Genomic DNA, 24,691 nt, shown 5'->3' with positions numbered 1-24,691 from the left:
CTCCGTACGGCGAGTCGACCCCGGTAAGCGTTTTCTCAAAAGGGGTCGACGACGGCCGACGGTGAGCGACGGCCGCGGCAGACCGGCGGGTCTGGCGGGTCAGCCGGCGCTGTAGCCGAGTTGGCGCCTCATGTACGGCGTCATGAGGGTCTTCGCCTTCGCCAGCACCGAGGTGCGACCGCCCAGTACGGCGCTCTCGCCGCCCGGCACGGGCAGCACGGTCAGTCCGTCGGCGGGTCCGAAGGGCACGATGAGAGGGGTGCGCTGGACCGGCCGGTAGAGGCGGGGCTCCTTGCGGTGCCGGCCGGAACTCCTCAGGTGGACGCGGATGTTGTGCGCTGCGAGATCGGCCTGGGCCAACGCGGCGGGGGTGATCTTGAGTTCGGTGGCGTCGTTCACGTCACCGACCGCGAACACGTCCGGGCGCCCCTCGACCCTGAGCCTCCGGTCGACCTTGACGTGCCCGGCCGCGTTCAGCCAGTCGCCGTGTCCGGCCAGTCGCAGCCAGAGCGTGTTGGGTGTGGTGCCCGTGGCCCAGAAGGAGAGGTCCGCGTCGATGACGTTTCCGCGCGCGTCGCGATAGGTGCCGAAGTCGTTTCCGGGCGACATGAACGAGTCGAGGCGCACCTCCACGTCGTGGGACTCCAGCCAGGCCAGCGCCCGGCGCCCGGCCCGCTGACTGCCTGCGGAGTTCAGCAGCGCCGTCCCCGCGTGGGCGAGCGTGACCCGGGCATCCGGCCGGGCCAGGCGTATCTCGGCGCTGAGTTCGACGCCGGAGGGCCCGCCGCCGACGACGAGAACGTGTTCGGCGGCGGCGACCTTGCGCTGGTGACCGGCGAAGGACTTGATCGTCTCCTCGGTGGTGGTGCCGGTGAAGCGGGCCGGCTCGGGGTAGTCGGCGCCGGTGGCGATCACGACGACGTCGTAGGGAAGCCGCTCGCCCGTCGCCAGGACGACCTGCCGATCGTCGGTGTCGACACGGACCGCCTTGCCCACGACGACCCGGCCGTCGCGCAGCAGCCGGTCGTACGGAATGAAGGGGGTGACCGACCACTCGGGGCGCACGCCGGCGCGGAGCGAGGCGATGCGGTGGAAGAACACCTCTTTACGGTCCACCAGGGTGACCCGGGCCGTCGTGTCCAGTCGTTTCGCCAGCCGGACGCCCGCGTAGCCTCCGCCGATCACCACTATGTCGCCGTCGCGCACGCGCGTCTCCTGTGCATGGGGGAAGCGAGCGACCGCGCCGTGGGGGCTTCCTCGGCCACTCGGACTGCCGACGAGCGTAGCGCTTGAACTTTTAAGTTCACGTGGAGGCGTGTGCAGTTGTGTGCACGTTCGGTGAAGCCGTGCAGCCGTGAAGTCACGCGGGGTTCAGGTGGCTCGCGGCCAGGCGCGCAGCAGCGCGGCGATCCTTCCGGCCGTGCAGGAGGGATCCCGCAGCAGGTCGCGCAGGGCCACCGCGTCCTCACGGGTGGGCTTGACCGGGATCCCTGAGGCGTCCAGGTACATCACGCCCGTCGCCGCGGCGACGGCCATGTCGGACCGCTCGAGCCAGCGGCAGCGGCCGAGGACGTGCACCAGGGCGGCGGCGCGGGCGTAGGGCCCGTCGTGGACGGGCTGCTCGAGCAGTTCGGCGCGGTGGCCGGCGACCGCCGCCACCGGCACCCCGTAGTCCTCGGAGGTGGGGTCGGCCGCGCCGGCGATCTCGGCGGCCTGGAGGATCCAGGGGACGTCGATATGGAGTTCCATCAGGCGGCGTGCGCTCCCGGGACGCGCCGGTCGGCGTCCTCGGCCTCGTCGAAGACGGCCTGGTGCTCGTCCAGGAAGCGCCGTGCCGCGTCCAGGCCACGCTGCCGCAGCCCGTCGGCGTCCTCGCGGACCAGTGCGGCGATGTACTCGCCGAGCGGCAGGCCACGGTCCTCGGCCCGGGCCCTGGCCGGCTCCGCGATCTCGTCGTCGACGCGCGCACCCAACTGTGTCTTCGCCATACGCAGACGGTCACAGCTGTTACCAGGCTGCGGCAGCCCCCTTCTTCAGCCGCGCAGGTTCGCCGCGCCGGCGGCCGCGACGACACGGTCCCGTTCGGACCGTGTGAAGAGGCCCTCCGCCAGCCAGACGTCGGCCAAAGCGCGCACCGCGTCCACGAAACGGGCGGCGGTCGCGAACGGCGCCTGCTGCCAGAGGACGTCGAGGAGGGTCAGGCCGTCCCCCCGGGCTCGGTTCGCCACCCCCGAGTCGGTGGTGCCGAAGACGACGACCGGCTCGGAGCGCCTGAAGTAGGCGTGGTAGGCGGCGTCGTCCGCGAGGTGGAACGGCGCCAGGGTCAGGCCGTGCGTGGTGAAGTGTTGCGGACGCCCCTCGGGCCGGACCGCGTCGGCCAGGTCGCCCCGGAGGGTGAAGTCACGGTAGAAGGAGAACTGCCGGAGTGTTGTTTCCCGGCTCCGCGCGACCAGCAGGACCGGTCCGTGGAACAGCGACTGGACGGTGGGATCGTCCAACGCCCTCTCGACGCGCAGGCGGTAGGGGGCCGAGACCGTGACCCGGTCGCCGCGCCGCCAGTTCCTGCTCAGGGTGAGGTAGCTGCCGGGCACGGCCCGAGCCTGTTGCCGGACACCGTTGACGGCGACGGTGAAGCCCGCCGTGGCCCAGGACGGCACCCGCAGTTTCAGGTCGAGTGCGCCACCGCCCTCACGGAACGTCAGGGTGCGGACGCCCTCGGCCGGATAGGTGCTCGTCTGCTCGATCACCAGCCCCCGCTCCGGCATGCGCAGGGTGGAGGCGAGACAGAGGTTGACGTAGACCGCGTCGCCGTCGGCGGAGCGGAAGTAGACCGAGTCCTGGTACTTGGTGTGGTTCTCCATACCGGTGCCGCCGCAGCAGGTGCCGGTGTTGTCGTACGCGCGCACCACCCCCGGGCCCATGCCGACGAAGTAGGTGACCTCGGGGCTGTCCGTGCCGGGGGCGTCCCGGCGGGAGGCGAGGATGTGATTGGTCAGGCCCCGCTCGTAGTGGTCCATGTAGGCGGGGTCCGGCTCGTGGAAGAACAACTGCCTGCTCAGCTTGAGCATGTTGTACGTCGCACAGGTCTCGGCGTTGTTGTCGCCCAGGGTGGCCGCGATGGCGTTCCGGGCCCGGAACACCTCACCCTGGCCCGTGCCGCCCAGGCTGTACGTCCGGGGGCCCGCCACCATGTGCCAGAAGTTTCGGGCGGCGGCCGCGTACTTCTCGTCCCCCGTGTGGTCGAACAGCCGCGCATAGCCGGTGAACTGGGGAATGTGCTGGTTCGCGTGCCGGCCCTCCAGGATGTCCCGGTCGCCGGCGCAGGCGTCCAGCAGCGCGGTGTTGTCGAAGCAACGGGCGGCGGCGAGGTGTTCCGCCCGGCCGGTGAGGGCGTGGAGGTCCGCCATCACCTCGTTCATCCCGCCGTACTCACCGGCGATGTAGATCGACCACATGCGCTCCAGCTGCGCCTTCGGCAGCCGGCCCAGCCTGCTGTGCACCCAGTCACCCATCTTCGAGGCGATGGCGAGGGCCTGTGCGTTCCCGGCCAGGGTGTACGCGTCGAGGAGACCACGCATGATCTTGTGGCAGGTGTAGTAGGGCGCCCAGATGGTGGGGTAGGTCGTGTAGCTCTCCAGCAGGATGAACTGCGTCTCCGGGTACGCCGCCAGGTAGCCGGGGTGGCTCGGCTTCGGCGAACCGTGCTCGGCCAGGGCCTGCTGGCATTCGCCGAGCGCGGCCACCAGCTGGTCGAGCTTGGTCTTCAGGGCCGCCTCGCGCGTGTCGGCGTACGCCTGGGAGACGAGGGTGAGGAAGTGGCCGCCGTAGTGACCGCGCAGATTGCCGTCGGCGGTCTCCCAGCCGCCCGGCGGCCGGGCCCCTCGGGTGTCGAGCCCGGCGTTGGCCCGGAAGACGGCCAGGATGCGGTCGGCCGGGTAGCCCCTCGCGTAGTCGAGCATCAGATCGCGCTTGCGGCGGAACACACCGTCGCCGAGGGTCACCTGGTCCAGCGGGAAGGGATGTACCGCCCAGGTCGCCGGGACGGCTGCCGGTGCAACGGCCGGGGCAGCGGCGGGCGGGACGTGTGCCGGAGTCCCCGCGATCGGCGGTGCGGCGGTGGCGGCGGCGGTGTACGCGGTACGGGCTGCCGCCGGGGTCGCGTGCAGCAGCGGTGCGGCGGCCGCGGTCCCTGCGGCCATCCTCAACAGACGTCGGCGAGTGGGGGGTTGGGGCATGTTGGGCTCCGTTTGCGTGTGGGGGGCGGGACGGAAGCGCGTGGTGGTGGAACGTGCCGGTGGGAGGGGCGGGCGCGCGTGGCAGTGGAACGTGTCGGGGGGCCGGACACGCATGGCGGAACGCGTTGGGCGGGCGCCACTCGGCCGCATGTGCGCTGCCGGTCGCCCACCGGTGCACGACTACTCCCCGGGGGGCGCGGTCGGCGGCTCCGCCGTGGTCGGCAGCCATACGCGCATCGTCGAGGGGCCTCGGCGCGCCCAGGAGTGGTAGGGCACCAGGACGATGCCGGTGGGCTCGCCTGCGGGGGCAGGGGCCTGGCCGAGCGGCTGGTAGGGCCAGGTGGCCTCGCGCGGCTCGTCGTGAAGGGCGACGAGTTCACCGGGCGCCAGGACCGTGTCGTCCGGCCCGTCCTGCGGCGCGGCGGACGGATCCACTCGTACGGCGTCGGCCTCGTGCCCGTCCGGCAGGTCCACGGACTCGGCGCAGTACACCAGCGGACCGCGCTGGACGGCGACGGTGCCGCGCACCGCGTCGATGCGCGGGTCGGGCGCGATCCAGCGCGGGGCCACGGGCAGTTCGAGCCGTACCTCGTCGCCGGGCCGGAACACCCGGGTGACCGTGGCCGTGCCGGGTGCCACGGCTCGGCGCGCGCCGTCCGGACCGACCAGCCGGGCGGGGGCACCCTCCGTCCACGCGGGGACGCGCAGCGACAGCGTCCAGGGGCGGTCCGGCGACCGGTCGATACGCACGCGCACGCTCCCACCGGTGGGGTAGTCGGTACGGACGCGCAGCGCGACGCCGTGGCCACCCGCGAGGGAGGTGGTGATCTCGGCGTCGGCGTACTGGTGCAGCTGGATGCCGTGGTCGTCCACCGTCGCCAGGTAGCCGGGCAGCAGCGCCAGGGTCCGAGACACGTTGGTCGGGCAGCAGGACACCGCGAACCAGGGGGCGCGCAGGCTCGATTCGGCACGTGGGCTGTCGGCGTCCGGCGACGGTACGGTGCCGCGGCGGCGCCGGTGCAAGGTGTTGGCGTAGAAGAAGGCGCGGCCGTCCTCGGACGGGGAGGTCGCGACCACGTTGTACAGGGTCCGCTCCGCCAGGTCGGCGTAGCGCGGCTCGCCGGTGGCGAGGAGCAGCCGCCAGCTGAGCATCACGGAGGCCACCCCGGCGCAGGTCTCCGAGTAGGCGCGGTCCGGCGGCAGCACGAAGTCGTCGCCGAAGGACTCGTCCCGGTGGTGCGAGCCCATGCCGCCGGTCAGGTAGGTGCGCCGGGCCACCCCCGTCTCCCACTGCCGTACGACCGCGTCGAGCAGGGAGTCGTCCCCGGTCTCCACCGCGACGTCGACGGCGCCGGCCGCGAGGTAGAGGGCGCGGACGGCGTGGCCGCGCAGCGCCGTGGCCTGTCGGACGGGCAGGTCGTCCTGGTAGTAGACGCGGCCGAACTCGGGGTCGGCGAGGGTGCCGTGCCCGCGGCGGTCGACGAAGAGCGCGGCCTGGTCCAGGTAGCGCTGCTCCCCCGTCGCCCTGGCCAGTTCGACCAGGGCCGTCTCGATCTCCGGGTGTCCGCAGACGCCCTCGATGGCGCCCGGGCCGAAGGTGGCGCACACGTGGTCGGCGGCCCGCCGGGCGATCTTCGCCAGCTCGCCCTCACCGCGGGCCCGGGTCTGGGCGACGCCCGCCTGGATCAGGTGCCCGTAGCAGTACAGCTCATGGCCCCATTCGAGGTCGCTGTAGCGGGGCTGCTGACCGGGGCGGCCGAAGGCGGTGTTGAGGTAGCCGTCCGGTTCCTGGGCGGGGGCGATGGCCTCGGTGAGTGCGGCGATCTGCGGGTCGAGCGAACCGCCGGGGGCCTGCCCGGCCTGCCAGGCCATGGCTTCGAGCAGTTTGTAGACGTCGGAGTCGGCGAACTCCCGGCCCCGCCGGTCCCGGTGGATCCGGCCCTCCACGGCGGCCCGGAAGTTGCCGATCCAGCCGACGCGTTCCATCCAGTCCCGGCAGTGGTCGAGTGTGGCGGTCTCGTTGGTCTGCCGGCGTCGGGCCCAGAAGCCCCCGGTGATCCGGACCTCGTCGAGGCCGAGCGGCCGCAGCCGTCCCCGGCTCGGCGCCACCGGCACAAAGGATGAGCGCACCGTGTTCTCCCTCACCAGTTCATGCCTTCGGTTCGTCCCTTCGGTGGTCCGTCAGGTGTGGCCGTGCGGGTTCTCCGCGGGTTGGCGGGTTGTCCGTGGAGGTGGCTGTGGGGGTGGCTGTGGGATTGTCCGTGCAGGTTGTCCGTCCGGATGTCCGTGCGGGTCGTCTGTCGGGCCGGCCGTGCGGGTGCCAGGGCTTCAGCCCTTGAGCGCGCCCGACATGAAGCCCCGTACGTAGTGCCGTTGCAGCAGCAGGAAGAGGAGCAGGCAGGGCACGGCGAGGACCACCACCCCGGCTTCGGTGGCCCCGTAGTCGACGGCGCCCATGCTCTGCTGGCGCAGGTTCGCGACGGCCAGCGGCAGCGGCGCCTTCTCGCTGTCCGAGATGAGGATCAGCGGTGCGATGAAGTCGTTCCAGGCCGCGAGGAAGGCGAACAGCCCCACCGTGATCAGCCCCGGTCGCACCGCGGGAAGGAGCACCCGGCGCAGCGCGCCCGCGGTTCCGCAGCCGTCGACCAGGGCCGACTCCTCCAGTTCGCGCGGCACCGCCTCGAAGGAGATCCGCATCATGAAGGTGGCGAACGGCAGTTGGAACATGACCAGCACCAGGCTCAGCCCGAGCAGCGAGTTCTGGAGGTGGAGCCTGCCGAGCAGCACGTAGAGCGGGATGAGGAGCGTGGCGTACGGGACCATGAGGATGGCCAGGGTCAGCAGGAACAGCAGGTTCTTGCCCGGGAAGTCGAAGCGGGCGAAGGCGTAGCCGCCGAGCAGGGAGACGCCGAGGGTCAGCGCGACGGTGAGCGCGGAGACGACGGCGCTGTTGCCGAGGTACCGCCACAGGCCGGCGTCGTAGTCGAGCAGCGTGCGGTAGTTGCCGAGGCCGTAGCCGGTCTCCTGCGCGGTGCCGGGCTGTCCGTCGACCGAGGCCCAGGCGTTCCACAGCAGCGGGAAGAGGAAGATGACGGCCAGTCCTCCGGCGACGACGTAGTAGGGCGTCCGGCCGAGGGCTCTGGTGAGCACCGAAGTCTCCTGTCTCGAGCGGGTCATGACTCGTCGGCGCGGCGAAGACCGCGGAACTGCAGGGCGTTGAGCAGGAGCAGCGCGGCCAGCACGACGATCGACAGGGCCGCGGCGGTGCCGAGGTTCAGCCGCTGGAACGCCTCGCGGTAGATCAACTGCACGACGGTGACGGTGCTGTTGTCGGGTCCGCCCTTGGTGAGGACGAAGAACTGGTCGAAGGCGAGCAGTGATCCGGTGACGCACAGCAGCAGGGAGAGGGCGAGCGACGGACGCAGCAGCGGCAGCGTGATGGAACGGAAGATCTGGCCGCGGCTCGCGCCGTCCGTGCGGGCCGCCTCGTACACCTCGTGGGGGATGCGCTGGAGACCGACGAGCAGGATCAGCATGTAGAAGCCGGCGAACTTCCACACGACGAGGAACACCGTCGACAGGAGGGCCGAGGTCGGCGTGCCGAGGAAGGAGACCGGGTCGTCGACGAGGCCGAGCCGCTCCAGGACGCGGCTGAGCGGCCCGGTGGTGGGGCTGTAGAGGCCCCAGAAGAGCAGCGAGGCCGAGGCGAGTCCGAGGGCGCCGGGCAGGAAGTACACCGTACGGAAGAAGCCGGCGCCGGGGCGGGACTCCTGCACCAGCAGGGCGAGGAGCAGCGCCAGGCCGAGCAGGACGACCGTGACGATCCCCGTGTAGAGGAGGGTGAAGCGCACGGCCGGCCAGAAGAGGGGGCTGTCGGTGACGTCGGTGTAGTTCTCCGGGACGTTGCCGCCCCGGTCTCCGGCGAGCAGCGGCCAGTCGCTGAGCGACATCTGGCCGACGAGGAGGAGGGGCAGCAGGAAGAAGACGGTGACGAACACGGCCGTGGGGGCCGCGTAGCCGAGGCCCTGGATCGTGCGGGAGTGCCGGCGGGGCGCGGCGGCACGGGGTCGGCGGGCCGGGCGACGCACCACGGGCCGGTCCGCGGTGGTCGCTCGGTCGTAGGCCTTGACCTGCATGGCTCTCCTCTGCCGGGTGACGTGGGAGGGGACGTGCCGGGGTCCGGTGCGTCCGGTGCCGTGCCGTTCAGTCGGCCAGTGAGGCGGTGACCGCCGTGTTGTCCTTGTCGACGGACGTTCCGTCGCCGAAGACGGCGTCGCGCATCAGGGACAGCCAGGGCCCGTTGGGGTCGTTGAAGGTCTGGCCGAACTTCAGGGCGTACGGGGTGCGGCCGTTCGCCACGAGCCGGTTGATGGTGACGAGGCGCGGGTCCGCGGCGGAGTACTTGTTGGAGGCGAGGTCGGTGCGGGCCACGACGTCCTTGTGTGCGGCGACCACGTCGACCTGGGCCTCGTCGCCCAGCGACCAGGCGAGGAAGTTCCAGGCCTGGTCGGCGGACCTGCTGGTGGCGGAGATGCCGATGGCGTCACCGCCGACGAAGGTGGAGGTGCCGCCGTCGGGTCCCGGAATGGGTGCGACACCGAGGTCCAGGTTCTTGGGCATCAGGCCCAGCGTGGTCGACGGCATGGGCATGACGCCGACCTTTCCCTTCGGGAAGACGCCGGTCCAGGTGGTGCCGGTCTCGTCGCGTGCGCCGGGGGCCACGATGTCGTCCTTCACCCAGCCCCGGTAGGTGTCGTAGACCTTCTTCGCGGTGGCGGAGTCGAGGTTCGCCTCGGTTCCTTCCTTGTTCAGGACCTCCTCTCCCCCGGCCCAGATGGACGGCCACCAGGTGAAGACGCCGCAGCCACCGCAGTTGCCGCCGAAGAAGGTGCCGTCGACGCCGCCGCCCAGCGCGTCCACGGCCCGCGCCTGCCGGTCCCACTCGCTCAGCGTGGTGGGCGGTTCGGCGGGGTCGAGCTTCGCCTTCCGGTAGAGATCCTTGTTGTAGAAGAGCACCGACAGGTCGAGGGTGTGCGGGACGACGTACTTCTTGCCCTCGTAGGTGCCCGCCTTGATGTGCGACCGGGCCAGGTCGGCGGCGAAGGGCAGGGCGTCGACGCGCTCGGTGAGGTCGGCGAAGAGGCCGCTGGTGGTGTAGTTCGGCACGAACACCACGTCGGAGGCGAAGAGGTCGGGGAGGTCCCGGGAGCCGGCCGCCGCGCCGACCTTGGCCTGGTAGTCGTCGGTGGGGACGACGGTGAGCTTGATCTTGTTCTTGTGGGACGCGTTGTACGCCTCGACCAGCGCCTCGCTCTGCGGGCGGGTGGCCGCGCGTGTCCACATCGTCAGTGTGGTGCCGTCGTCGACGCCCTTGGCGTCCGCTGCCGCGCCCCCTCCCCCGCCGTCCGAGTCGCCGTCCCCCGACCCGCAGGCCGTGACCAGGCTCGCTGCGGCGAGGAGCGCGACGACGCCGGTGGTGAGCCGGCGGACGGGTCCACGTGGTCCGGTCGTGCTCCCCATGACGATCCCCCTTGGACGGGTTCTGCGACGGAAAGAAGCCGAAAAGGCTTTCTGAAAGCTAGAACCCGGCTCACGACCCGTCAATCCCCTTGCAGGCAACGGTTGTACGCGCCGTCGCGCCGGGTGACGCCGAAAGCTGTGAAAGCCTCCTGCGCGCACCCCGGCCGAAACATCTCGCGTACGGTTTACGCACGCGCCGCGAGACAGGAGAACCTCCATGACACCGGCCGTCGGCCCCTCTCGTTCGCAGCCCGCCACGCTCAGCGATGTCGCCCGGCTGGCCGGAGTGTCCATCGCCACCGCGTCCAAGGCGCTCAACGGCCGCACCCAGGTGCGCGCGGAGACACGGCAGCGGGTGATCGAAGCGGCCGAACGACTGGCCTTCCGTCCGAACCAGCTGGCCCGCGGCCTGCTCGTCGGACGGTCGGGCACGGTCGGACTGCTGACCAGCGACCTGGAGGGCCGGTTCAGCATCCCGATCCTCATGGGTGCCGAGGACGCCTTCGGAGCCGGCGAGGTCGCGGTGTTCCTGTGCGACGCCCGCGGCGACGCGATCCGCGAGCAGCACCATGTCCGCGCGCTGCTGGGGCGTCGCGTCGACGGTCTCATCGTGGTGGGCAGCCGGACCGATCCCCGGCCCTCCCTGGGGCGTGAGCTGCCCGTGCCCGTCGTCTACGCCTACGCGCCGTCGGACGATCCGGCCGATCTGTCCATCGTGCCCGACAGCGTCGACGCCGGCCGGACAGCGGTCGAGCACCTGCTGGCCTGCGGCCGCACCCGGATCGCGCACATCACCGGCGACCCCGGGTACCTCGCGGCGCGGGAGCGGGCCGAGGGCGCCCTGGCCGCGCTGGCCGACGCCGGTCTCGCCCCGGTCGGCGAACCGCGGTTCGGGGCGTGGTCAGAGGGCTGGGGGCGGGCGGCCACCGCGCTGCTGCTCGACCGGCATCCGGATCTCGACGCCGTGCTGTGCGGCAGCGACCAGATCGCCCGTGGCGTCATGGACGTCCTGCGCGAGCGGGGCCACCGGGTGCCGGAGGACGTGGCGGTCATGGGCTTCGACAACTGGCAGGTCCTGACCGCCGCCTCGCGGCCGCCGCTGACCAGCGTCGACATGAATCTGGAGCAGGTCGGCCGCGCGGCGGCGCACGCCCTGTTCGGCGCGATCGGCGGGGTGCGGCGCTCGGGCGTGGAGACCGTGCGCTGCCGTGTGGTGATCAGGGGGTCGACGGCGCCGCTGTCCTGAACGTCCCGTTGCCCGAACTCCTGACCCTCCCGGCCTGCGTTCCCGGTCCGATCCGGTCCGCACCGCCCTCTCTTGACACCTCATCAGGTCGCTCGTACGTTGCGAAAACCTTTTAGGTCAGTTTCTGTTCAATATGTCAGGCACATGCCATTGCCCGCTCGCCGTCACCCTGACAGGGAGCACCTCATGAAGCGCCTCCTCGTCGCACTCGTGCTCATCCTCTGTTCCGTCTGTTCCGTGACCCCGGCCGCCGCCGCGCAGACGATCGGGTTCCCTTCGTTCAGCGGACCCGCGATCCCGGCTCCGCCCGTCGCCTACACACCGGGCGACATGATGCGGAGCATCTACGACGCGGAAAGTTCGGGAACCGATTTCTGGATGGACCGTCTGCTGGCCCGCACCGGCGACGACCCGGCCGGGCCCTGGCTGATGAGCCGTGGCCGGGCGGTCTTCATGAAGACCCACAACCCCGCGGTCATGGGCTTCGGCGGTCATGTCGCCTACTGGGAGAGCATCAACGACAACAACGCCTACACCGTCGCGATCAGCCCGGGCGCCTTCACCGAACAGGTCGCCCAGCGCCGGCAGGTGCCGAGCCACTGGAAGAGCGTGCACACCAGCGGCTCGATCACCGTCACCCAGACCAAGTTCATCACCGAGAACAACGTCGCCGTGACCAACCTTTCGATCAGGAACAACGGCACCGGCTCCACCACCCTGCAGCTACGGGCGACTTCGCCGATCGCCACCGCGGGGACCGGCAGCGAGCTCACCGGGCAGGTGAACGCCTACAACAACCTCACCACCGTCCGGCCGCGACTCACCGGCGACGGTTTCAGCGTGTCCAGCGGCGGCCTGAACCGGTCCGTGACCGTCGGCGCCGGAGCCACGGTGACCGCCAAGGTGGTCATGGGCTTCGTCACCGACGAGATCCCCGAGTCGCTCACCGAGTACAACGCCTACGCGGGCTACTCCGACACCACCGCCTTCGCCACCCACGTCAAGGCGTACAACCTGTGGTGGGCGCAGAACGTGCCCTACATCGACGTGCCCGAGCCCGCGATCAAGAAGAACGTCTACTACCGCTGGTGGCTGATGCGCTTCAACAACCTCGACGCCGACATCCCCGGGCAGACCTTCCAGTTCCCGACCTCGACCGAAGGCGTCCTGGGCTACAACAACGCGATCGCGCTCACCCAGCCCATGCACATCGACGACCTCAAGTACCTGCGCAACCCGGCCTACGCCTACGGGGACTGGCTCAGCGCCGGCCAGACCTCCAAGGGCGGCCGCTTCCTGGACAACCCCGGCGACCCGGAGAACTGGTCCAACAGCTACACCCAGTACATCGCCGAGGCGGCCTGGAAGAGCTACCAGATCCACGGCGGGCAACCGGCGATCGCCGGCAACCTCGCGCGCTACGCGGAGGGAGACGTCAAGGGACAGCTCTCCTACTACGACCACGACAACAACAAGCTCATCGAGTACGACTGGGGTGCTCTGACGGGCAACGACGCCGACGCCGTCTCCTTCCACTGGAAGCCCGGGAACATGGACCGCGCCGAGTCCGCCTACCAGTACAGCGGCGCGCTCGCCGCCGCCCAGGCCTACGAGGCGGTCGGCAACACGGCCAAGGCCACCGAGATGCGCACCCTCGCGACGCAGATCAAGGACGCCATCGTCAACGTCCTGTGGAACCCGAACCGGCAGCTGTTCGAGCACCGGCTCAAGTCGACGAACGAGTGGGTGCCCTGGAAGGAGATCAACAACTACTACCCGTTCGCGGTCGGAGCGGTCCCCGACACCGCGACGTACAAGCAGGCCCTGCGCCTGTACGACGACCCGGCCCAGTACCCCGTCTTCCCCTTCTACACGGCCAACCAGGTGGACAAGAAGGCGGCGGCCGACGCCGGGAACCCCGGCTCCAACAACTTCTCCACCATCAACTCGACCGTGCAGTTCCGGCTCTACTCGTCCGTGCTGCGCAACTACCCCAACTCCTGGATGAACGCGACCGACTACAAGAAGCTGCTGTACTGGAACACCTGGGCGCAGTACATCGGCGGCAACACCCAGTGGCCGGACGCGAACGAGTTCTGGGCCGACTGGAACGGCACCGGGATCGACTACCGGTCCTGGATCCACCACAACATCCTGGGCAGCAGCAACTGGACGGTGATCGAGGACGTCGCCGGGCTGCGGCCGCGCAACGACGCGAAGGTCGAGCTGTCCCCCATCGACATCGGCTGGAGCCACTTCACCGTCAACAACCTCCGTTACCGGGGCGCCGACCTGACCGTCGTCTGGGACGACCCGGCCGACGGCGTGGTGCGCTACCCCGGCGTCCCGGAGGGCTACTCGATCTTCATCAACGGCAGCCGGGCCGCGACGGTCGGCTCGCTGGTGCCCTTCACCTGGGACCCGGCCACCGGAAACGTGACCACGAGCGGCACGGTCACCCACCACACGGCCGTGGCCGGGCTCCAGGCCCCGAACCAGGTCGTCCAGAACAGCCCCCGGATGGTCGACATGCTCGCCAAGGCGGGCGTCGACCTGACCGCCGACCTCACCAACCTCGCCGCGGGGGCGACCGTGTCCGCCTCCGCCACCGGATCCGGCAGCAGCACCGCCGGCGCGATCGACGGATACCCCACCAACGAGCCCTTCTGGGGCGCCGGCGGGTCCGCCAACAGCCAGGACTGGTACGAGCTGAACTTCGGCACCGCCCGCACGCTCGACGAGTTGCGCCTGTACTTCAAGGACAGCCGCCCGGCCAATACGACCTACCGGGCGCCGTCCGCGTACACCGTCCAATACCACGACGGCAGTTCATGGGTGAACGCGCCCGGCCAGACCAGGAGCCCGGCGGTGCCACGCGCCAACTACAACCTCGTACGGTTCCCGGCGATCACCGCCCAACGCGTACGGGTCCTGGCCACCAACGCCTCCGGCGCCAAGACGGGGCTCACCGAGGTCAAGGTGTACAACCGGGGCGGCGTGCAGCCACCGGCCAACCTGGCGACGTCCGCGACGCCGTCCGCGTCGTACACCTCCCCCTGGGAAGCTGTCACCGCCGTCAACGACGGCATCGACCCGCCGTCGTCCAACGACACCGTGAACCCGCGCTGGGGGACCTGGCCGGAGACCGGTCAGCAGTGGGCGGAACTGACCTGGCCGTCGGCCAGGACCCTGAACAGGGCCGAGGTGTACTTCTTCGACGACGACCAGGGCATCGACCTGCCGGCCGCGTGGAAGCTCCAGTACTGGAACGGCAGCGCCTACGTCGACATGCCCGGCGCCGGCGGCTACCCACTGGTCAGGAACCAGTACAACACCGTCGCCTTCACCGCCACGAGCACCACCCGGCTGCGGGTGCTGCTCACCGGCAACGGCACCAACTCCGTCGGTCTCCTCGAAGCAAAGGTGTACGGACCGTGACCCGTTCCAGATGCCTGGCCGCGCTCATCGCCCTGCTGACCCCGGCGGTCGCCTTCCTCGTGGCGCCGCCCGCCTCCGCCGCCGTCGCGTTCACCTCGACGGGGGTGAACCAGAACGGCGGCAACTGCCTCGATCTACCGGGCGGTTCGACGGCCAACGGGACACAACTGCGTGCCTTCGCCTGCGGCTCCGGCGCGAACCAGAACTTCGCCCACACCCTGGTCTCCGGGACGAACGACACGTACACGATCACCACCGGGTCCGGCCAGTGCGTCGACGTCCACGGGGCGTCCACGGCGGACAACGCGGCGATCATCCAGTGGCCCTGCCACGGTGGGACGAACCAGCGGTGGCGGCTCGTCGCGGTGTCGGTCGGCGGCACCGACAAGACCTTCAACCTGGTCTCCGTGAGCTCGGGCAAGTGCGTCACACCCAGCGGCGGGTCCTCGGCGTCCGGCTCCGTTCTGGTGCAGCTGCCGTGCGCCGCCGCGAACGGCAGGGTGTGGCGGCTGCCCGGATTCACCGGCGGCGGCACCGGCCCGCACACGTTCACCAACCCCCTGTCCCAGCACGGCCCCGACCCCTGGCTCACGTACTACGACGGCTCCTACTACCTCGCCACGACCACCTGGAACTCGACGGTCACCATGCGCAGGGCGAGCACCCTGGCCGGGCTCGCCACCGCCACCGACCAGGTGATCTTCAACCTCACCCGGCCCAATGGGGCGGGCACGATGTGGGCGCCGGAGTTCCATCTGCTCGACGGCCCCGACGGCAAGCGGTGGTACTTCTACTACACGGCCGGCCGCGAGCCCTACGACCTCGGCACCCAGCGCATCCATGTGCTCGAGAGCGCGGGCCTCGACCCGATGGGGCCGTACAGCTTCAAGGCCGACCTGCTCGACCCGACCCAGGACAACACCTGGGAACTGGACCCGGGGATCCTGCAACTCAACGGTCAGCTCTACCTGTTGGGCACCTTCTACAACGGCTCGCAGCCGATGTTCATCCGGCCGCTGTCGAACCCGTGGACCGCGAGCGGCACCCGCCGTGTGCTGTCCACGCCGACCTACAGCTGGGAGACGGTTGGCGGCGCGGTCAACGAGGGCGCCGAGGTGCTCCAGCGGGACGGCAGGACGTACATCGTCTACTCCGCCAGCCACTGCTCCACGCCCGACTACAAGCTCGGGATGCTCACCTACAACGGCGGTGACCCGCTCAGCTCCTCGTCGTGGGTCAAGTCGCCGAACCCGGTCTTCCAGCGGTCCGACGCAGGCAGCGTCTACGGTCCCGGCCACAACGGCTTCTTCAAGTCGCCCGACGGGACCGAGGACTGGATCGTCTACCACGCCAACAACTCCACGGGCGGCGGCTGCGACATGAACCGGACGACCAGGGCGCAGAAGTTCACCTGGAACACCGACGGCACGCCGAACTTCGGCACCCCCGTGGCCCTCGGCGTCACACTCACCGCCCCGTCGGGCGAGTAGCCGGACCGGTCCTCCGCGGGGCATCGCGTCGATGCCCCGCGGACGCGTGTCGTCACCCTCGGCGCGGTGGCGGGAAGCGTCACGGCGTTCACACCGCCTGGTCCCCCAACAACTGTCCAGGCAGGGCCGGTTGGGGAATCGAGGTGGCGGCGACGGCGGGCTTGCGGATCAGGAGCAGGGCCGCGTCGTCATGCAGTCGTCCGCCGACGTGCGACAGCAGTTCGTCGTGGATCGCTCCGACCGTGCGCGCCGGATCGTCGCAGAGGTGGTGCTCGAGGCCCTCGACGAGCGGGTAGAACTCCCGGTCGCGGTCCCGGGCCTCGATGACCCCGTCCGTGTAGAGCAGCAGTTGGTCGCCGTCGGCGAAGGGAAGCACCTGAAGGCTCGGGGTCTGGTCGGTGAGGGCGCGCAGCCCGAGGGGCGGGGCGGGCTGCGTGGGCTCCACCGCCACGACGCTCCGGGAGGCGCCGACCAGCAGCGGTGGCGCGTGCCCGCAGTTCACCATCTCCAGCTCACCGGATCGCGGGTATCCGGCGACCACGGCGGTGACGAAGTCGTCGGTACCCAGGTTGCGCGCGAGACTCCGCTCGATCCTGTCGACGACGGCCAGGAGATCGGGTTCGTCGTAGGCGGCCTCCCGGAAGACGCCGAGGACGAGTGCGGCGGTCCCCACGGCGGGCAGTCCCTTGCCCCGCACATCACCGACGATCAGCCGTACGCCGTACGGGGTGGGCACCAGCGCGTAGAGATCGCCGCCGATCCGGGCCTCCGCGGCCGCGGCGCTGTAACGGACGGCGACCTCGAACGGACCGACGGTCGCCGGCACCGGCCTGAGCAGCGCGTGCTGGGCGGCCTCCGCGACCGACCGGACGTCCGCGAGCACCCGCTCACGGCGCCCGCGCAGCGCGCTGGCCAGACCACTCGCCAGGGTGACGGCCACCAGGGCGGCCAGTACGGCGGCCACCTCGCGGCCGGGAGCGCCGACCCGGGCGCCGAGCGTCGCGCCGACCACCGCGGCGAGAAGGCCCACGCAGAGGACACCGCGCGGGCCGTTGGTCGTGGCGGCCAGCGCCGGCCCCGCCGACAGCAGGGGCAGCCAGATCATCCCGGGGTCACCGAAGAGGCCGACCAGCATGATGACCAGGAGGATCAGAACCGGCAGCAGAGGCCCTGCCACCCGGTGTCTGAACGATTTCAACAGCCGTGTCGGGCAGTGATCGCCGCCATGGTTGCGCGCATGACCCATGCTTCGTCCGCAATCCTCATCTGTCCGTGCGCCGGGGCACTTCGGAAATGTCCGTTTCGTCTAGGAAACGGGTTCGACCCGACTGCTCACAAGGATCAGATTTTCAGATAGTGAACGATCACCTGGTGAGCGAAAGACCCCTGGTCACGCGGCTCGCGGTCGGGAGCAGCCGGGCCCGCACCTGTTCGAGCCGGGACAGCCGGTCGACCGGCAGCGAGACGCCGAGCGAGCCGAGGGTGTCGCCGCTGTAGACGGGCACCGCGACACAGACCGTGCCGAGGGCGTACTCCTCCAGGTCCGTGACGGCCGGGGCCACGGGCGAGGAGTCCAGTTGCCGGAGCAGCTCGGGGGCGCTGGTGATGGTCCTGGGCGTGAGATCGGCGAGGTGGTGGCGGGAGAGGTACTCCTTGCGGGCCTCCTCGTCCAGTTCCCGCAGTACCGACTTGCCGAGCGCGGTGGCGTGCCCCGCGTCCTCGAAACCGACCCACAGGTCCACCCGGGGTGCCCGGGGGCCGTCGACGATCTCGGCGACCCGGATCTCCCCCTCCTCGTAGAAGGTGAGGTAGGCGGCTGTGGCGAGCTCGTCCCGCAGTGCGGCGAGGGCGGGCCGGACCCGGCTGAGCAGCGCCTGCGCGCGGCCCGCGGTGTGCAGCGTCTGGAGCCGGTCCCCCAGGATGAACCCGCCGTCCGGGAGTTTCCGCAGGTAGCCGTCGTTCACGAGGGTCCGCAGCAAGTGGTAGGCGGTGGCCAGGGGCAGCCCCGTCTCGCGCGCCAGCTGCTTCGCCGGCGCGCCGTTCTCGTGCGCGCTCGCCGCCTCCAGCAAGCGGAAGGCCCGCTGCACGGAGGTGATGAGCGTGGGGCCGTCCTGCGCACCCATAGGAACAGCCTGCGCCAGACACCCGGCTCGGGCAAGGCGCGCGGGCCCCGGCTAGGGCATCCCGCCGGGGCCCGCGGCCGTGCCCAGCAGGGCCGACAGCTGTGGGGAGTACGTGGCGTGCAGGACGAGTGCCGCGCTGCCCACCACCGCCGCGTCCGTGCCGAGCCAGGACGCCTCGACCTCGACGACCCGGACGTGCCGGGACAACGGCCGGCTGGCCAGCGCGGCGGCGACGACCTCGACGTACCGCGACTCGACGTGCTGGATGCCGTGGCCGCCGAGGACGATCAGGTCCACGTCGATGAAGTTCGCGATGTCGACCGCGACCGAGGCGACGTGCTCCGCGGTCTCGTCGATGACCGCGGCCGCGACCGGGTCGCCGGCCGCCGCGGCCACCCCGATGGCGGCGTGGTCGACCGCCTCGGGACGCTCGGCGAACACCCGCGCCAGCGCACTGTCCGGATGCGCTCCGGCGGCGAGCCTGCGATGCACCTCGGCGACGATCGCCGTGGGGTTCACGAGCCGCTCGAGGCAGCCTCGGTTGCCGCAGTAGCACTCCGGTCCTTCGGGCAGTACCGAGGAGTGCCCGAACTCGCCCGCGTTGAGTGAACCGCCCCGGTACACCTGGTGGTTGAGGATGAGGCCGCCGCCGACGCCGGTGCCGAAGAAGAAGTAGGCGAAGTCGGCCACGCCCTTGCCCTTGCCCGACCAGCGTTCGCCGACCGCGGCGGCGGTGGCGTCGTTGTCGAGGGTCACCGGCAGGCCGGTCGCCTCGCTCAGCATGTGCTGCACCGGGACCCGCGTCCAGCGGGCCAGCTGGGGCGCGCCGACGATCGCGCCCGCCTCGAGGTCGATCGGCCCGGGGGTGGCGAGGCCCAGCCCGAGGACCTTGCCGCGGTCGACGCCCGTCTCGGCCAGCACGTCGGCGACCAGTTCCGCCATGTCCTTGACGACCTGGGCCGGGTCGGTGCCGGGATCCGTGGGTCGCTTCTTGACGACCAGCGGCCGGCCGAGCAGGTCGACCACGGTGCAGCTGAGCTCCACGGGATCGAAGTGGAGGCCGACCGCGCTGCCCGCCTCGGCGTTGATGCGCAGGGTGGTGCGGGGCTTCCCGCCGCTGGACACCCTGCTCGCGCCGTCCTCCCGCACGATGTCCTCGTCGAGCAGACGCCGCACGATGCCCGAGACCGTCTGCGGGGTGAGGCCCGTGTGCTGGGCGATCTCGACCCGGCTGATGCCGTCCGCGAGCTGGATCTGGTCCAGGACGACAGCCCGGTTGTATCGCCCGACCTTGGGAAGGTTCGTTCCTGCCTGCCGCACGCACGGTCCTCTCTCGTTTCCCCCTACAACCTATCTCTCGCAGCCCATTGACTTAGTAAAACAAATGGATTTAGTGTCCGGCAGACGAAATCCCGGACACGAAGGCACAGGGCAGTGCCATCGGAGGCAAGTTGATGTCCATGCAATGCCGCAGGCCCGAAGGCTCGGGTACGCCCAGGCGCGTTCCCGGCGGTGGGGAGCACCACTCATGACGCCCACCGCCCCGACCCTGCTGGAGATGCGGTCGATCACCAAGACCTTCCCCGGCGTCACCGCGCTCGCCGACGTCAGCCTCGTCGTGCGGGAAGGCGAGATCCACGCGATCTGCGGCGAGAACGGCGCCGGCAAGTCCACCCTCATGAAGGTGCTCAGCGGGGTGCACCCGCACGGCAGCTACACCGGCGACATCGTCTACCGCGGCGAGCAGGTCCGGTTCCACGACATCCGGGCCAGCGAACAGGCCGGTATCGCGATCATCCACCAGGAACTGGCCCTGGTACCCGGTATGTCGATCACCGAGAACCTCTTCCTCGGGAACGAACCGCGCCGCCGCGGCTCGATCGACTGGAAGACGGCCCAACGCCGCGCTCTGGAGCTGATGGCGCGGGTGGGGCTCCGGGAGGACCCCGACACTCTGATCAAGGACATCGGTGTCGGCAAGCAGCAACTCGTCGAGATCGCCAAGGCGTTCGCGAAGGACGTGAAGCTGCTGATCCTCGACGAGCCGACCGCGGCCCTCAACGAGCACGACTCGCAGCACCTGCTCGACCTGCTGCGCGGCTTCCGCGAGCGGGGCATCACCTCGATCATCATCTCGCACAAGCTGAACGAGATCGAGGCGGTCGCCGACACCATCACGATCCTGCGCGACGGCCGCACCATCGAGAGCCTCGACGTACAGGCCGACGGCGTCAACGAGGACCGCATCGTGCGGGGCATGGTCGGCCGTGAGCTCGACAGCCGCTTCCCCGACCGCACGCCCGACATCGGCGAGATCTTCTTCGAGGTCCGCGACTGGACGGTACGCCACCCCAGTTCGGACGAGCGGATGGTGTGCAAGGGCTCGACGTTCCATGTCCGCCGCGGGGAGATCGTCGGCTTCGCGGGACTCATGGGCGCGGGCCGCACCGAACTCGCGATGAGCCTCTTCGGCCGCTCCTACGGCACCTGGCTGTCGGGGCGGGTCTTCAAGGACGGCGAGGAAGTCCGGCTGAAGACCGTGTCGGACGCCATCCGGCACGGACTGGCCTACGTCAGCGAGGACCGCAAGTCGATCGGCCTCAACCTGCTGGACGACATCAAGACCTCGATGGTCGCCGCGAAGCTGTCGAAGATCGCCCGACGGCGCGTCATCGACCCGGTGCGCGAGCACCGGATCGCCGAGGAGTACCGCCGGAGCCTGCGGATCAAGACCCCCAGCGTCGACGAGGGTGTCGTCAAGCTCTCCGGCGGCAACCAGCAGAAGGTCGTCCTGGCGAAGTGGATGTTCACCGACCCGGACCTGCTGATCCTCGACGAACCGACCCGCGGCATCGACGTGGGCGCCAAGTTCGAGATCTACGGGATCATCCAGCGGCTCGTCGCCCAGGGCAAGGGGGTCGTCGTCATCTCCTCCGAGCTGCCCGAGCTGATCGGCCTGTGCGACCGCATCTACACGGTGTTCGAGGGCACCATCACCGGCGATGTGGCGCGTGGCGACGCCGATCCGGAACTCCTGATGAAGCAGATGACCGCTACCAAGAAGAGCCCCACTCCATGAGCCGTATAACCGACCTTCAGAAGAACCTCTTCGGAGGAACGACCTCCAACGCCCGACAGTTCGGCATGATCTCCACCCTGGTGGCGATCGTCCTGCTGTTCCAGATCTGGACCGACGGCCTGACGCTCACGTCGGGCAACCTCATCGCGGTCGTCAGCCAGTACTCCTACATCCTGATCCTGGCCATCGGGATGCTGATGGTGATCGTCGCCGGGCACATCGACCTGTCGGTCGGCTCGGTCGCCGCGTTCACCGGCATCGTCGTCGCCAAGGCGATGCAGGAGTACGACCTGCCCTGGCCCCTCGGTATCGCGCTCGGTCTGCTCGTCGGCGCCGCGATCGGTGCCTGGCAGGGCTTCTGGGTGGCCTACATCGGCGTGCCCGCCTTCATCGTGACCCTTGCCGGGATGCTGCTGTTCCGCGGCGGCAACCAGTACATCGGCAACGCCGACACGGTTCCGGTGCCCGAGGGCTTCCGCAAGATCGGCGCGGGCTTCCTGCCCGAGGTCGGGCCGGACACCGGGTACAACAACCTGACGCTGCTCCTCGGCGTGGCCGCCTGCGCGGGCGTGCTGTGGCGCGAGTGGAAGGCGCGCCAGACCCGCCGCGAGATGAAGGCCGACCTGGCACCGCTGTGGGTCACGGGCATCCGCCTGGCCGTCATGTTCGGCGTGATCGTCTTCGCGACGCTCCGCTTCGCCGGCGGCCGGATCGGCACCAGCCTGCCGATCTCCGGCATCATCCTGATCGTTCTGGTCCTCGCGTACTCGCACTACACCCGCAACACCATCGGCGGCCGGCACATCTACGCCGTCGGCGGCAACGCGCGAGCGGCGGAACTGTCCGGTGTGAAGCTCAAGCGGGTCAACTTCCTCGTCATGATGAACATGTCGGTGCTGGCCGCGCTGGCCGGCATGATCTTCGTCGCCCGCTCCTCGGCCTCCGGACCGCAGGACGGCCTGAGCTGGGAACTGGACGCCATCGCGGCCGTGTTCATCGGCGGCGCGGCGGTCTCCGGCGGCCTGGGCACCGTCAGCGGCTCGATCGTCGGCGGCCTGGTCATGGCACTGCTCAACAACGGCCTCCAACTCGAGGGCGTCGGATCCGACATGGTCCAGATCATCAAGGGCCTGGTCCTCCTGCTCGCCGTCGCCTTCGACGTCTACAACAAGAGCCAGGGACGCTTCTCGGTCATCGGCGCACTGACACGCCCGTTCCGGCGGGACGACCCGGCGGCACCGGCTCCACCGGCGGCCCCCGACTCCGACGCCGACAAGGCCGGGATCGCGGGCTGACCGCAGAGCCCGCGTCTCCTCCCCCGCCGCGCTCGACGGCACACCGCACTCCCGCAACCGCACACCGTACGAAGGGGCCAACTCCACCATGCGCACACTCGTCATCAGAAGCATCGCCGCCGTCGGCGCCGCCGCCCTGCTCACCCTGGGCACGGCCTGCTCCAACGAACGCGAGGGCTCCACCGGCAGCGACAGCGCCGACGGCAAGGGCTTCGCGAAGGACTCGCTGATCGGCGTCGCCCTGCCCGCCAAGACCTCGGAGAACTGGGTGCTCGCCGGTGACCTGTTCACCGACGGCCTGAAGGACTCCGGCTTCAAGGCCGACGTCCAGTACGCGGGCGCCTCGACCACCGTCGCCGACCAGCAGGCGCAGATCTCCTCCATGGTCACCAAGGGCGCGAAGGTCATCGTGATCGGCGCGACCGATGCCTCGCAGCTCGCGACCCAGGTGAAGCAGGCCAAGGACGAGGGCGCCACCGTCATCGCCTACGACCGGCTCATCACGAACACGCCCGACGTCGACTACTACATCGCCTTCGACAACTTCAAGGTCGGCCAGCTCCAGGGACAGGCCCTGATCGACGGTATGAAGGCGAAGAAGCCGAAGGGTCCCTGGACGATCGAGCTGTTCTCCGGCTCGCCGGACGACAACAACTCCAAGGTCTTCTTCGACGGTGCGATGGAGGTGCTGAAGCCCTTGATCGACAAGGGCGACATCGTTGTCGGCTCGGGGCAGACCGACATCAAACAGACCGCGACGCAGGGCTGGAAGGCCGAGAACGCCCAGCAGCGCATGGACTCGCTGCTGACCTCGGCCTACGGCGGCAAGAAGACCCTCGACGGCGTCCTGTCCCCGAACGACACCCTCGCCCGCGCGATCCTCACCTCGGTCAAGGGCGCCGGCAAGCCGGTCCCGGTCGTCACCGGTCAGGACTCCGAGGTCGAGTCGGTGAAGTCGATCATGGCCGGTGAGCAGTACTCGACCATCAACAAGGACACCCGCAAGCTCGTCGCGGAGACCGTCAACATGGTCAAGGCCCTCCAGAAGGGCGACAAGCCGACCATCAACGACACCAAGTCGTACGACAACGGCAAGAAGGTCGTCCCGTCCTTCCTCCTGCCGCCGGTCATCGTGACGAAGGAGAACGCGGCCGAGGCCTACGCGAACGACCCCAAGCTGGCAGCGCTCACCAAGTAGCACCGACCAGCGTCTTCGCCCGCCCCGAAAGGCTCTCCGGGGCGGGCGAAGGCGGTCATGCCCCAGACACCGGGTCACAGCGGGTGGTGGCTCCGACCTCGCTCGCGGCGGCCAGGTAGGCGAGCACCAGGGGCCGTCTGTCGTCCTGGGCGGCGGCGACCGCCAGCCGGGACGGGGAGATGCCCCGGACCGGTACGGCGACCACCTTGTCCCGGACGACCAGCGCAGCGTTCCCGGTGGCCAGCAGCGCGATCCCCTGACCGCCGGACACCGCCTCATGGGTCTCCTCGGCGCTGGCCACCACCCCGCCGATCCGCGGCGGGCGGCCGCCTCGGGCATCGAGAGCGAGCCAGTGGTCGCGCAACGGGCCGGCCTCCGCGGGAAGGGCGAGGAAGGGCTCCTCCAGCAGGTCGGAGAAGTCCACCTGCCCCTCGGGGTCGGACGCGGCCCGCGCCGCCAAGGGGTGTCCCTCCGGCAGCGCGACCAGGCGAGGCTCGCGGGCCACCACCGCATACCGGTAGCGGTCCTCGTCCGGCAGCGGCAGCCAGACGAAGGCGACGTCGCTGGATCCGTCCGCCAACCCGGCACTGGGATCGGCCCAGTTGACCTGCCGCAGGACCGGCTGAGCCTGCGGACAGCGGGAGACGAGGCGGGTCCGCAGGGCGGGCAGCAGGCCACGGCCCGGGCTGGTGGACATGCCGATCACCAGAGTGCGCCGCTCGGCGGTCTCCGCCTCCCGCACCGCCGCCTCCGCGGCGTGCCAGGCGGCCAGCACCTCGTGGGCGTGCGGTAACAGGGCCTCCCCCACCGCGGTCAACCGCACCGTCCGCCGGTCCCGTTCGAACAGGACCACGCCCAGCCGGTTCTCCAGCATCCGTATCTGCTTGCTCAGTGCGGGCTGGGAGACGAACAGCCGCTCGGCGGCGCGGGTGAAGCTCAACTCCTCGGCCACCGCGGTGAAGTAGCGCAGATCGCGTCCATGGATGTCCATAACTCATGGCTATCACAAGGGGTCTTGGACGCCGCCCCGATGTCCGGCGAAGGATGGCAGCCGTCGGACGGGGAGC

General features: G+C 70.2%; 18 protein-coding genes. 6 read left to right on the top strand and 12 right to left on the bottom strand.

The window, feature by feature from the left end; genetic code table 11:
- Nucleotides 1-99: 99 nt before the first annotated feature.
- The 8 genes from OG736_RS40645 to OG736_RS40610 all read right to left on the bottom strand — a co-directional run bounded on the left by OG736_RS40645 (nt 100) and on the right by OG736_RS40610 (nt 9,755).
- Nucleotides 100-1,206 carry an NAD(P)/FAD-dependent oxidoreductase gene (locus OG736_RS40645; RefSeq protein ID WP_327186911.1) on the bottom strand — a complete coding sequence of 369 codons (1,107 nt, stop codon included), beginning with the start codon at nt 1,204-1,206 and terminating at the stop codon, nt 100-102.
- A 165-nt stretch (nt 1,207-1,371) separates the two neighbouring features.
- On the bottom strand, nt 1,372-1,749 hold the full coding sequence (locus OG736_RS40640; protein WP_327186910.1) for a fic family toxin-antitoxin system, toxin component: 378 nt from the start codon (nt 1,747-1,749) through the stop codon (nt 1,372-1,374).
- A complete protein-coding gene (locus tag OG736_RS40635; protein ID WP_327186909.1) occupies nt 1,749-1,988 on the bottom strand; it encodes a hypothetical protein in 240 nt (79 codons plus the stop codon). Before OG736_RS40635 ends, OG736_RS40640 begins: the two co-directional genes overlap by 1 nt.
- A 45-nt stretch (nt 1,989-2,033) precedes the next feature.
- Complete coding sequence (locus OG736_RS40630) at nt 2,034-4,235, bottom strand: beta-L-arabinofuranosidase domain-containing protein (RefSeq protein ID WP_327186908.1); 2,202 nt, start codon at nt 4,233-4,235, stop codon at nt 2,034-2,036.
- Nucleotides 4,236-4,415: 180 nt separating this feature from the next.
- Nucleotides 4,416-6,365, bottom strand: coding sequence for a glycoside hydrolase family 127 protein (locus tag OG736_RS40625; protein ID WP_327186907.1), 1,950 nt, complete (start codon nt 6,363-6,365; stop codon nt 4,416-4,418).
- A 198-nt stretch (nt 6,366-6,563) separates the two neighbouring features.
- Nucleotides 6,564-7,385 carry a carbohydrate ABC transporter permease gene (locus OG736_RS40620; protein ID WP_327186906.1) on the bottom strand — a complete coding sequence of 274 codons (822 nt, stop codon included), beginning with the start codon at nt 7,383-7,385 and terminating at the stop codon, nt 6,564-6,566.
- Between the two features lie 23 nt (nt 7,386-7,408).
- Nucleotides 7,409-8,371 carry a carbohydrate ABC transporter permease gene (locus tag OG736_RS40615; RefSeq protein ID WP_327186905.1) on the bottom strand — a complete coding sequence of 321 codons (963 nt, stop codon included), beginning with the start codon at nt 8,369-8,371 and terminating at the stop codon, nt 7,409-7,411.
- A 67-nt stretch (nt 8,372-8,438) separates the two neighbouring features.
- On the bottom strand, nt 8,439-9,755 hold the full coding sequence (locus OG736_RS40610; protein WP_327186904.1) for an ABC transporter substrate-binding protein: 1,317 nt from the start codon (nt 9,753-9,755) through the stop codon (nt 8,439-8,441).
- 217 nt (nt 9,756-9,972) lie between these two features.
- Here OG736_RS40610 and OG736_RS40605 point away from each other — a divergent pair, with 217 nt between their 5' ends.
- From OG736_RS40605 to OG736_RS40595, 3 genes are all read left to right on the top strand, one after another.
- Nucleotides 9,973-11,001, top strand: coding sequence for a LacI family DNA-binding transcriptional regulator (locus tag OG736_RS40605; protein ID WP_327186903.1), 1,029 nt, complete (start codon nt 9,973-9,975; stop codon nt 10,999-11,001).
- Nucleotides 11,002-11,187: 186 nt separating this feature from the next.
- The gene (locus OG736_RS40600; protein WP_327186902.1) at nt 11,188-14,439 is read left to right on the top strand and encodes a discoidin domain-containing protein; all 3,252 of its coding nucleotides are present in this window, start codon (nt 11,188-11,190) and stop codon (nt 14,437-14,439) included.
- A complete protein-coding gene (locus OG736_RS40595; protein ID WP_327186901.1) occupies nt 14,436-15,929 on the top strand; it encodes a family 43 glycosylhydrolase in 1,494 nt (497 codons plus the stop codon). Before OG736_RS40600 ends, OG736_RS40595 begins: the two co-directional genes overlap by 4 nt.
- A gap of 88 nt (nt 15,930-16,017) precedes the next feature.
- Here the strand turns inward: OG736_RS40595 and OG736_RS40590 are convergent, their stop codons facing one another.
- From OG736_RS40590 to OG736_RS40580, 3 genes are all read right to left on the bottom strand, one after another.
- Nucleotides 16,018-17,175, bottom strand: coding sequence for a PP2C family protein-serine/threonine phosphatase (locus OG736_RS40590; RefSeq protein ID WP_442817133.1), 1,158 nt, complete (start codon nt 17,173-17,175; stop codon nt 16,018-16,020).
- Between the two features lie 118 nt (nt 17,176-17,293).
- Entirely contained in the window at nt 17,294-18,052 is a 759-nt protein-coding gene (locus OG736_RS40585; RefSeq protein WP_327186899.1) for an IclR family transcriptional regulator, read from the bottom strand.
- 51 nt (nt 18,053-18,103) lie between these two features.
- The gene (locus OG736_RS40580) at nt 18,104-19,372 is read right to left on the bottom strand and encodes an ROK family transcriptional regulator (protein ID WP_327186898.1); all 1,269 of its coding nucleotides are present in this window, start codon (nt 19,370-19,372) and stop codon (nt 18,104-18,106) included.
- Between the two features lie 208 nt (nt 19,373-19,580).
- Here OG736_RS40580 and mmsA point away from each other — a divergent pair, with 208 nt between their 5' ends.
- The 3 genes from mmsA (at nt 19,581) to OG736_RS40565 (ending at nt 23,624) form a co-directional block, all read left to right on the top strand.
- On the top strand, nt 19,581-21,131 hold the full coding sequence (gene mmsA / locus OG736_RS40575) for a multiple monosaccharide ABC transporter ATP-binding protein (protein ID WP_327186897.1): 1,551 nt from the start codon (nt 19,581-19,583) through the stop codon (nt 21,129-21,131).
- Nucleotides 21,128-22,426 carry a multiple monosaccharide ABC transporter permease gene (gene mmsB / locus OG736_RS40570; RefSeq protein ID WP_327186896.1) on the top strand — a complete coding sequence of 433 codons (1,299 nt, stop codon included), beginning with the start codon at nt 21,128-21,130 and terminating at the stop codon, nt 22,424-22,426. The genes mmsA and mmsB overlap by 4 nt, the downstream gene beginning before the upstream one ends.
- A gap of 88 nt (nt 22,427-22,514) precedes the next feature.
- Nucleotides 22,515-23,624 (top strand): substrate-binding domain-containing protein, encoded by a 1,110-nt coding sequence (locus OG736_RS40565; RefSeq protein ID WP_267021911.1) that lies wholly within the window; start codon nt 22,515-22,517, stop codon nt 23,622-23,624.
- A 55-nt stretch (nt 23,625-23,679) separates the two neighbouring features.
- Here the strand turns inward: OG736_RS40565 and OG736_RS40560 are convergent, their stop codons facing one another.
- Entirely contained in the window at nt 23,680-24,615 is a 936-nt protein-coding gene (locus OG736_RS40560; RefSeq protein WP_327186895.1) for a LysR family transcriptional regulator, read from the bottom strand.
- Nucleotides 24,616-24,691 lie beyond the last annotated feature (76 nt).

The sequence above is a fragment of the Streptomyces sp. NBC_01334 genome (assembly GCF_035983595.1).
GTDB lineage: Bacteria > Actinomycetota > Actinomycetes > Streptomycetales > Streptomycetaceae > Streptomyces > Streptomyces coriariae.
Note: the sequence above shows the minus strand (reverse complement) of the source record. Positions and strands in the feature narration are given on the sequence as shown.

What these genes read in the sequence shown, in the direction of transcription:
- OG736_RS40640 (WP_327186910.1), bottom strand. Translation starts at nt 1,749, where the DNA reads ATGGAACTCCATATCGACGTCCCCTGGATCCTCCAGGCCGCCGAGATC.
- OG736_RS40610 (WP_327186904.1), bottom strand. Translation starts at nt 9,755, where the DNA reads ATGGGGAGCACGACCGGACCACGTGGACCCGTCCGCCGGCTCACCACC.
- OG736_RS40635 (WP_327186909.1), bottom strand. Translation starts at nt 1,988, where the DNA reads ATGGCGAAGACACAGTTGGGTGCGCGCGTCGACGACGAGATCGCGGAG.
- OG736_RS40600 (WP_327186902.1), top strand. Translation starts at nt 11,188, where the DNA reads ATGAAGCGCCTCCTCGTCGCACTCGTGCTCATCCTCTGTTCCGTCTGT.
- mmsA (WP_327186897.1), top strand. Translation starts at nt 19,581, where the DNA reads ATGACGCCCACCGCCCCGACCCTGCTGGAGATGCGGTCGATCACCAAG.
- OG736_RS40590 (WP_442817133.1), bottom strand. Translation starts at nt 17,175, where the DNA reads ATGGGTCATGCGCGCAACCATGGCGGCGATCACTGCCCGACACGGCTG.
- mmsB (WP_327186896.1), top strand. Translation starts at nt 21,128, where the DNA reads ATGAGCCGTATAACCGACCTTCAGAAGAACCTCTTCGGAGGAACGACC.
- OG736_RS40565 (WP_267021911.1), top strand. Translation starts at nt 22,515, where the DNA reads ATGCGCACACTCGTCATCAGAAGCATCGCCGCCGTCGGCGCCGCCGCC.
- OG736_RS40585 (WP_327186899.1), bottom strand. Translation starts at nt 18,052, where the DNA reads ATGGGTGCGCAGGACGGCCCCACGCTCATCACCTCCGTGCAGCGGGCC.
- OG736_RS40560 (WP_327186895.1), bottom strand. Translation starts at nt 24,615, where the DNA reads ATGGACATCCATGGACGCGATCTGCGCTACTTCACCGCGGTGGCCGAG.
- OG736_RS40615 (WP_327186905.1), bottom strand. Translation starts at nt 8,371, where the DNA reads ATGCAGGTCAAGGCCTACGACCGAGCGACCACCGCGGACCGGCCCGTG.
- OG736_RS40605 (WP_327186903.1), top strand. Translation starts at nt 9,973, where the DNA reads ATGACACCGGCCGTCGGCCCCTCTCGTTCGCAGCCCGCCACGCTCAGC.
- OG736_RS40630 (WP_327186908.1), bottom strand. Translation starts at nt 4,235, where the DNA reads ATGCCCCAACCCCCCACTCGCCGACGTCTGTTGAGGATGGCCGCAGGG.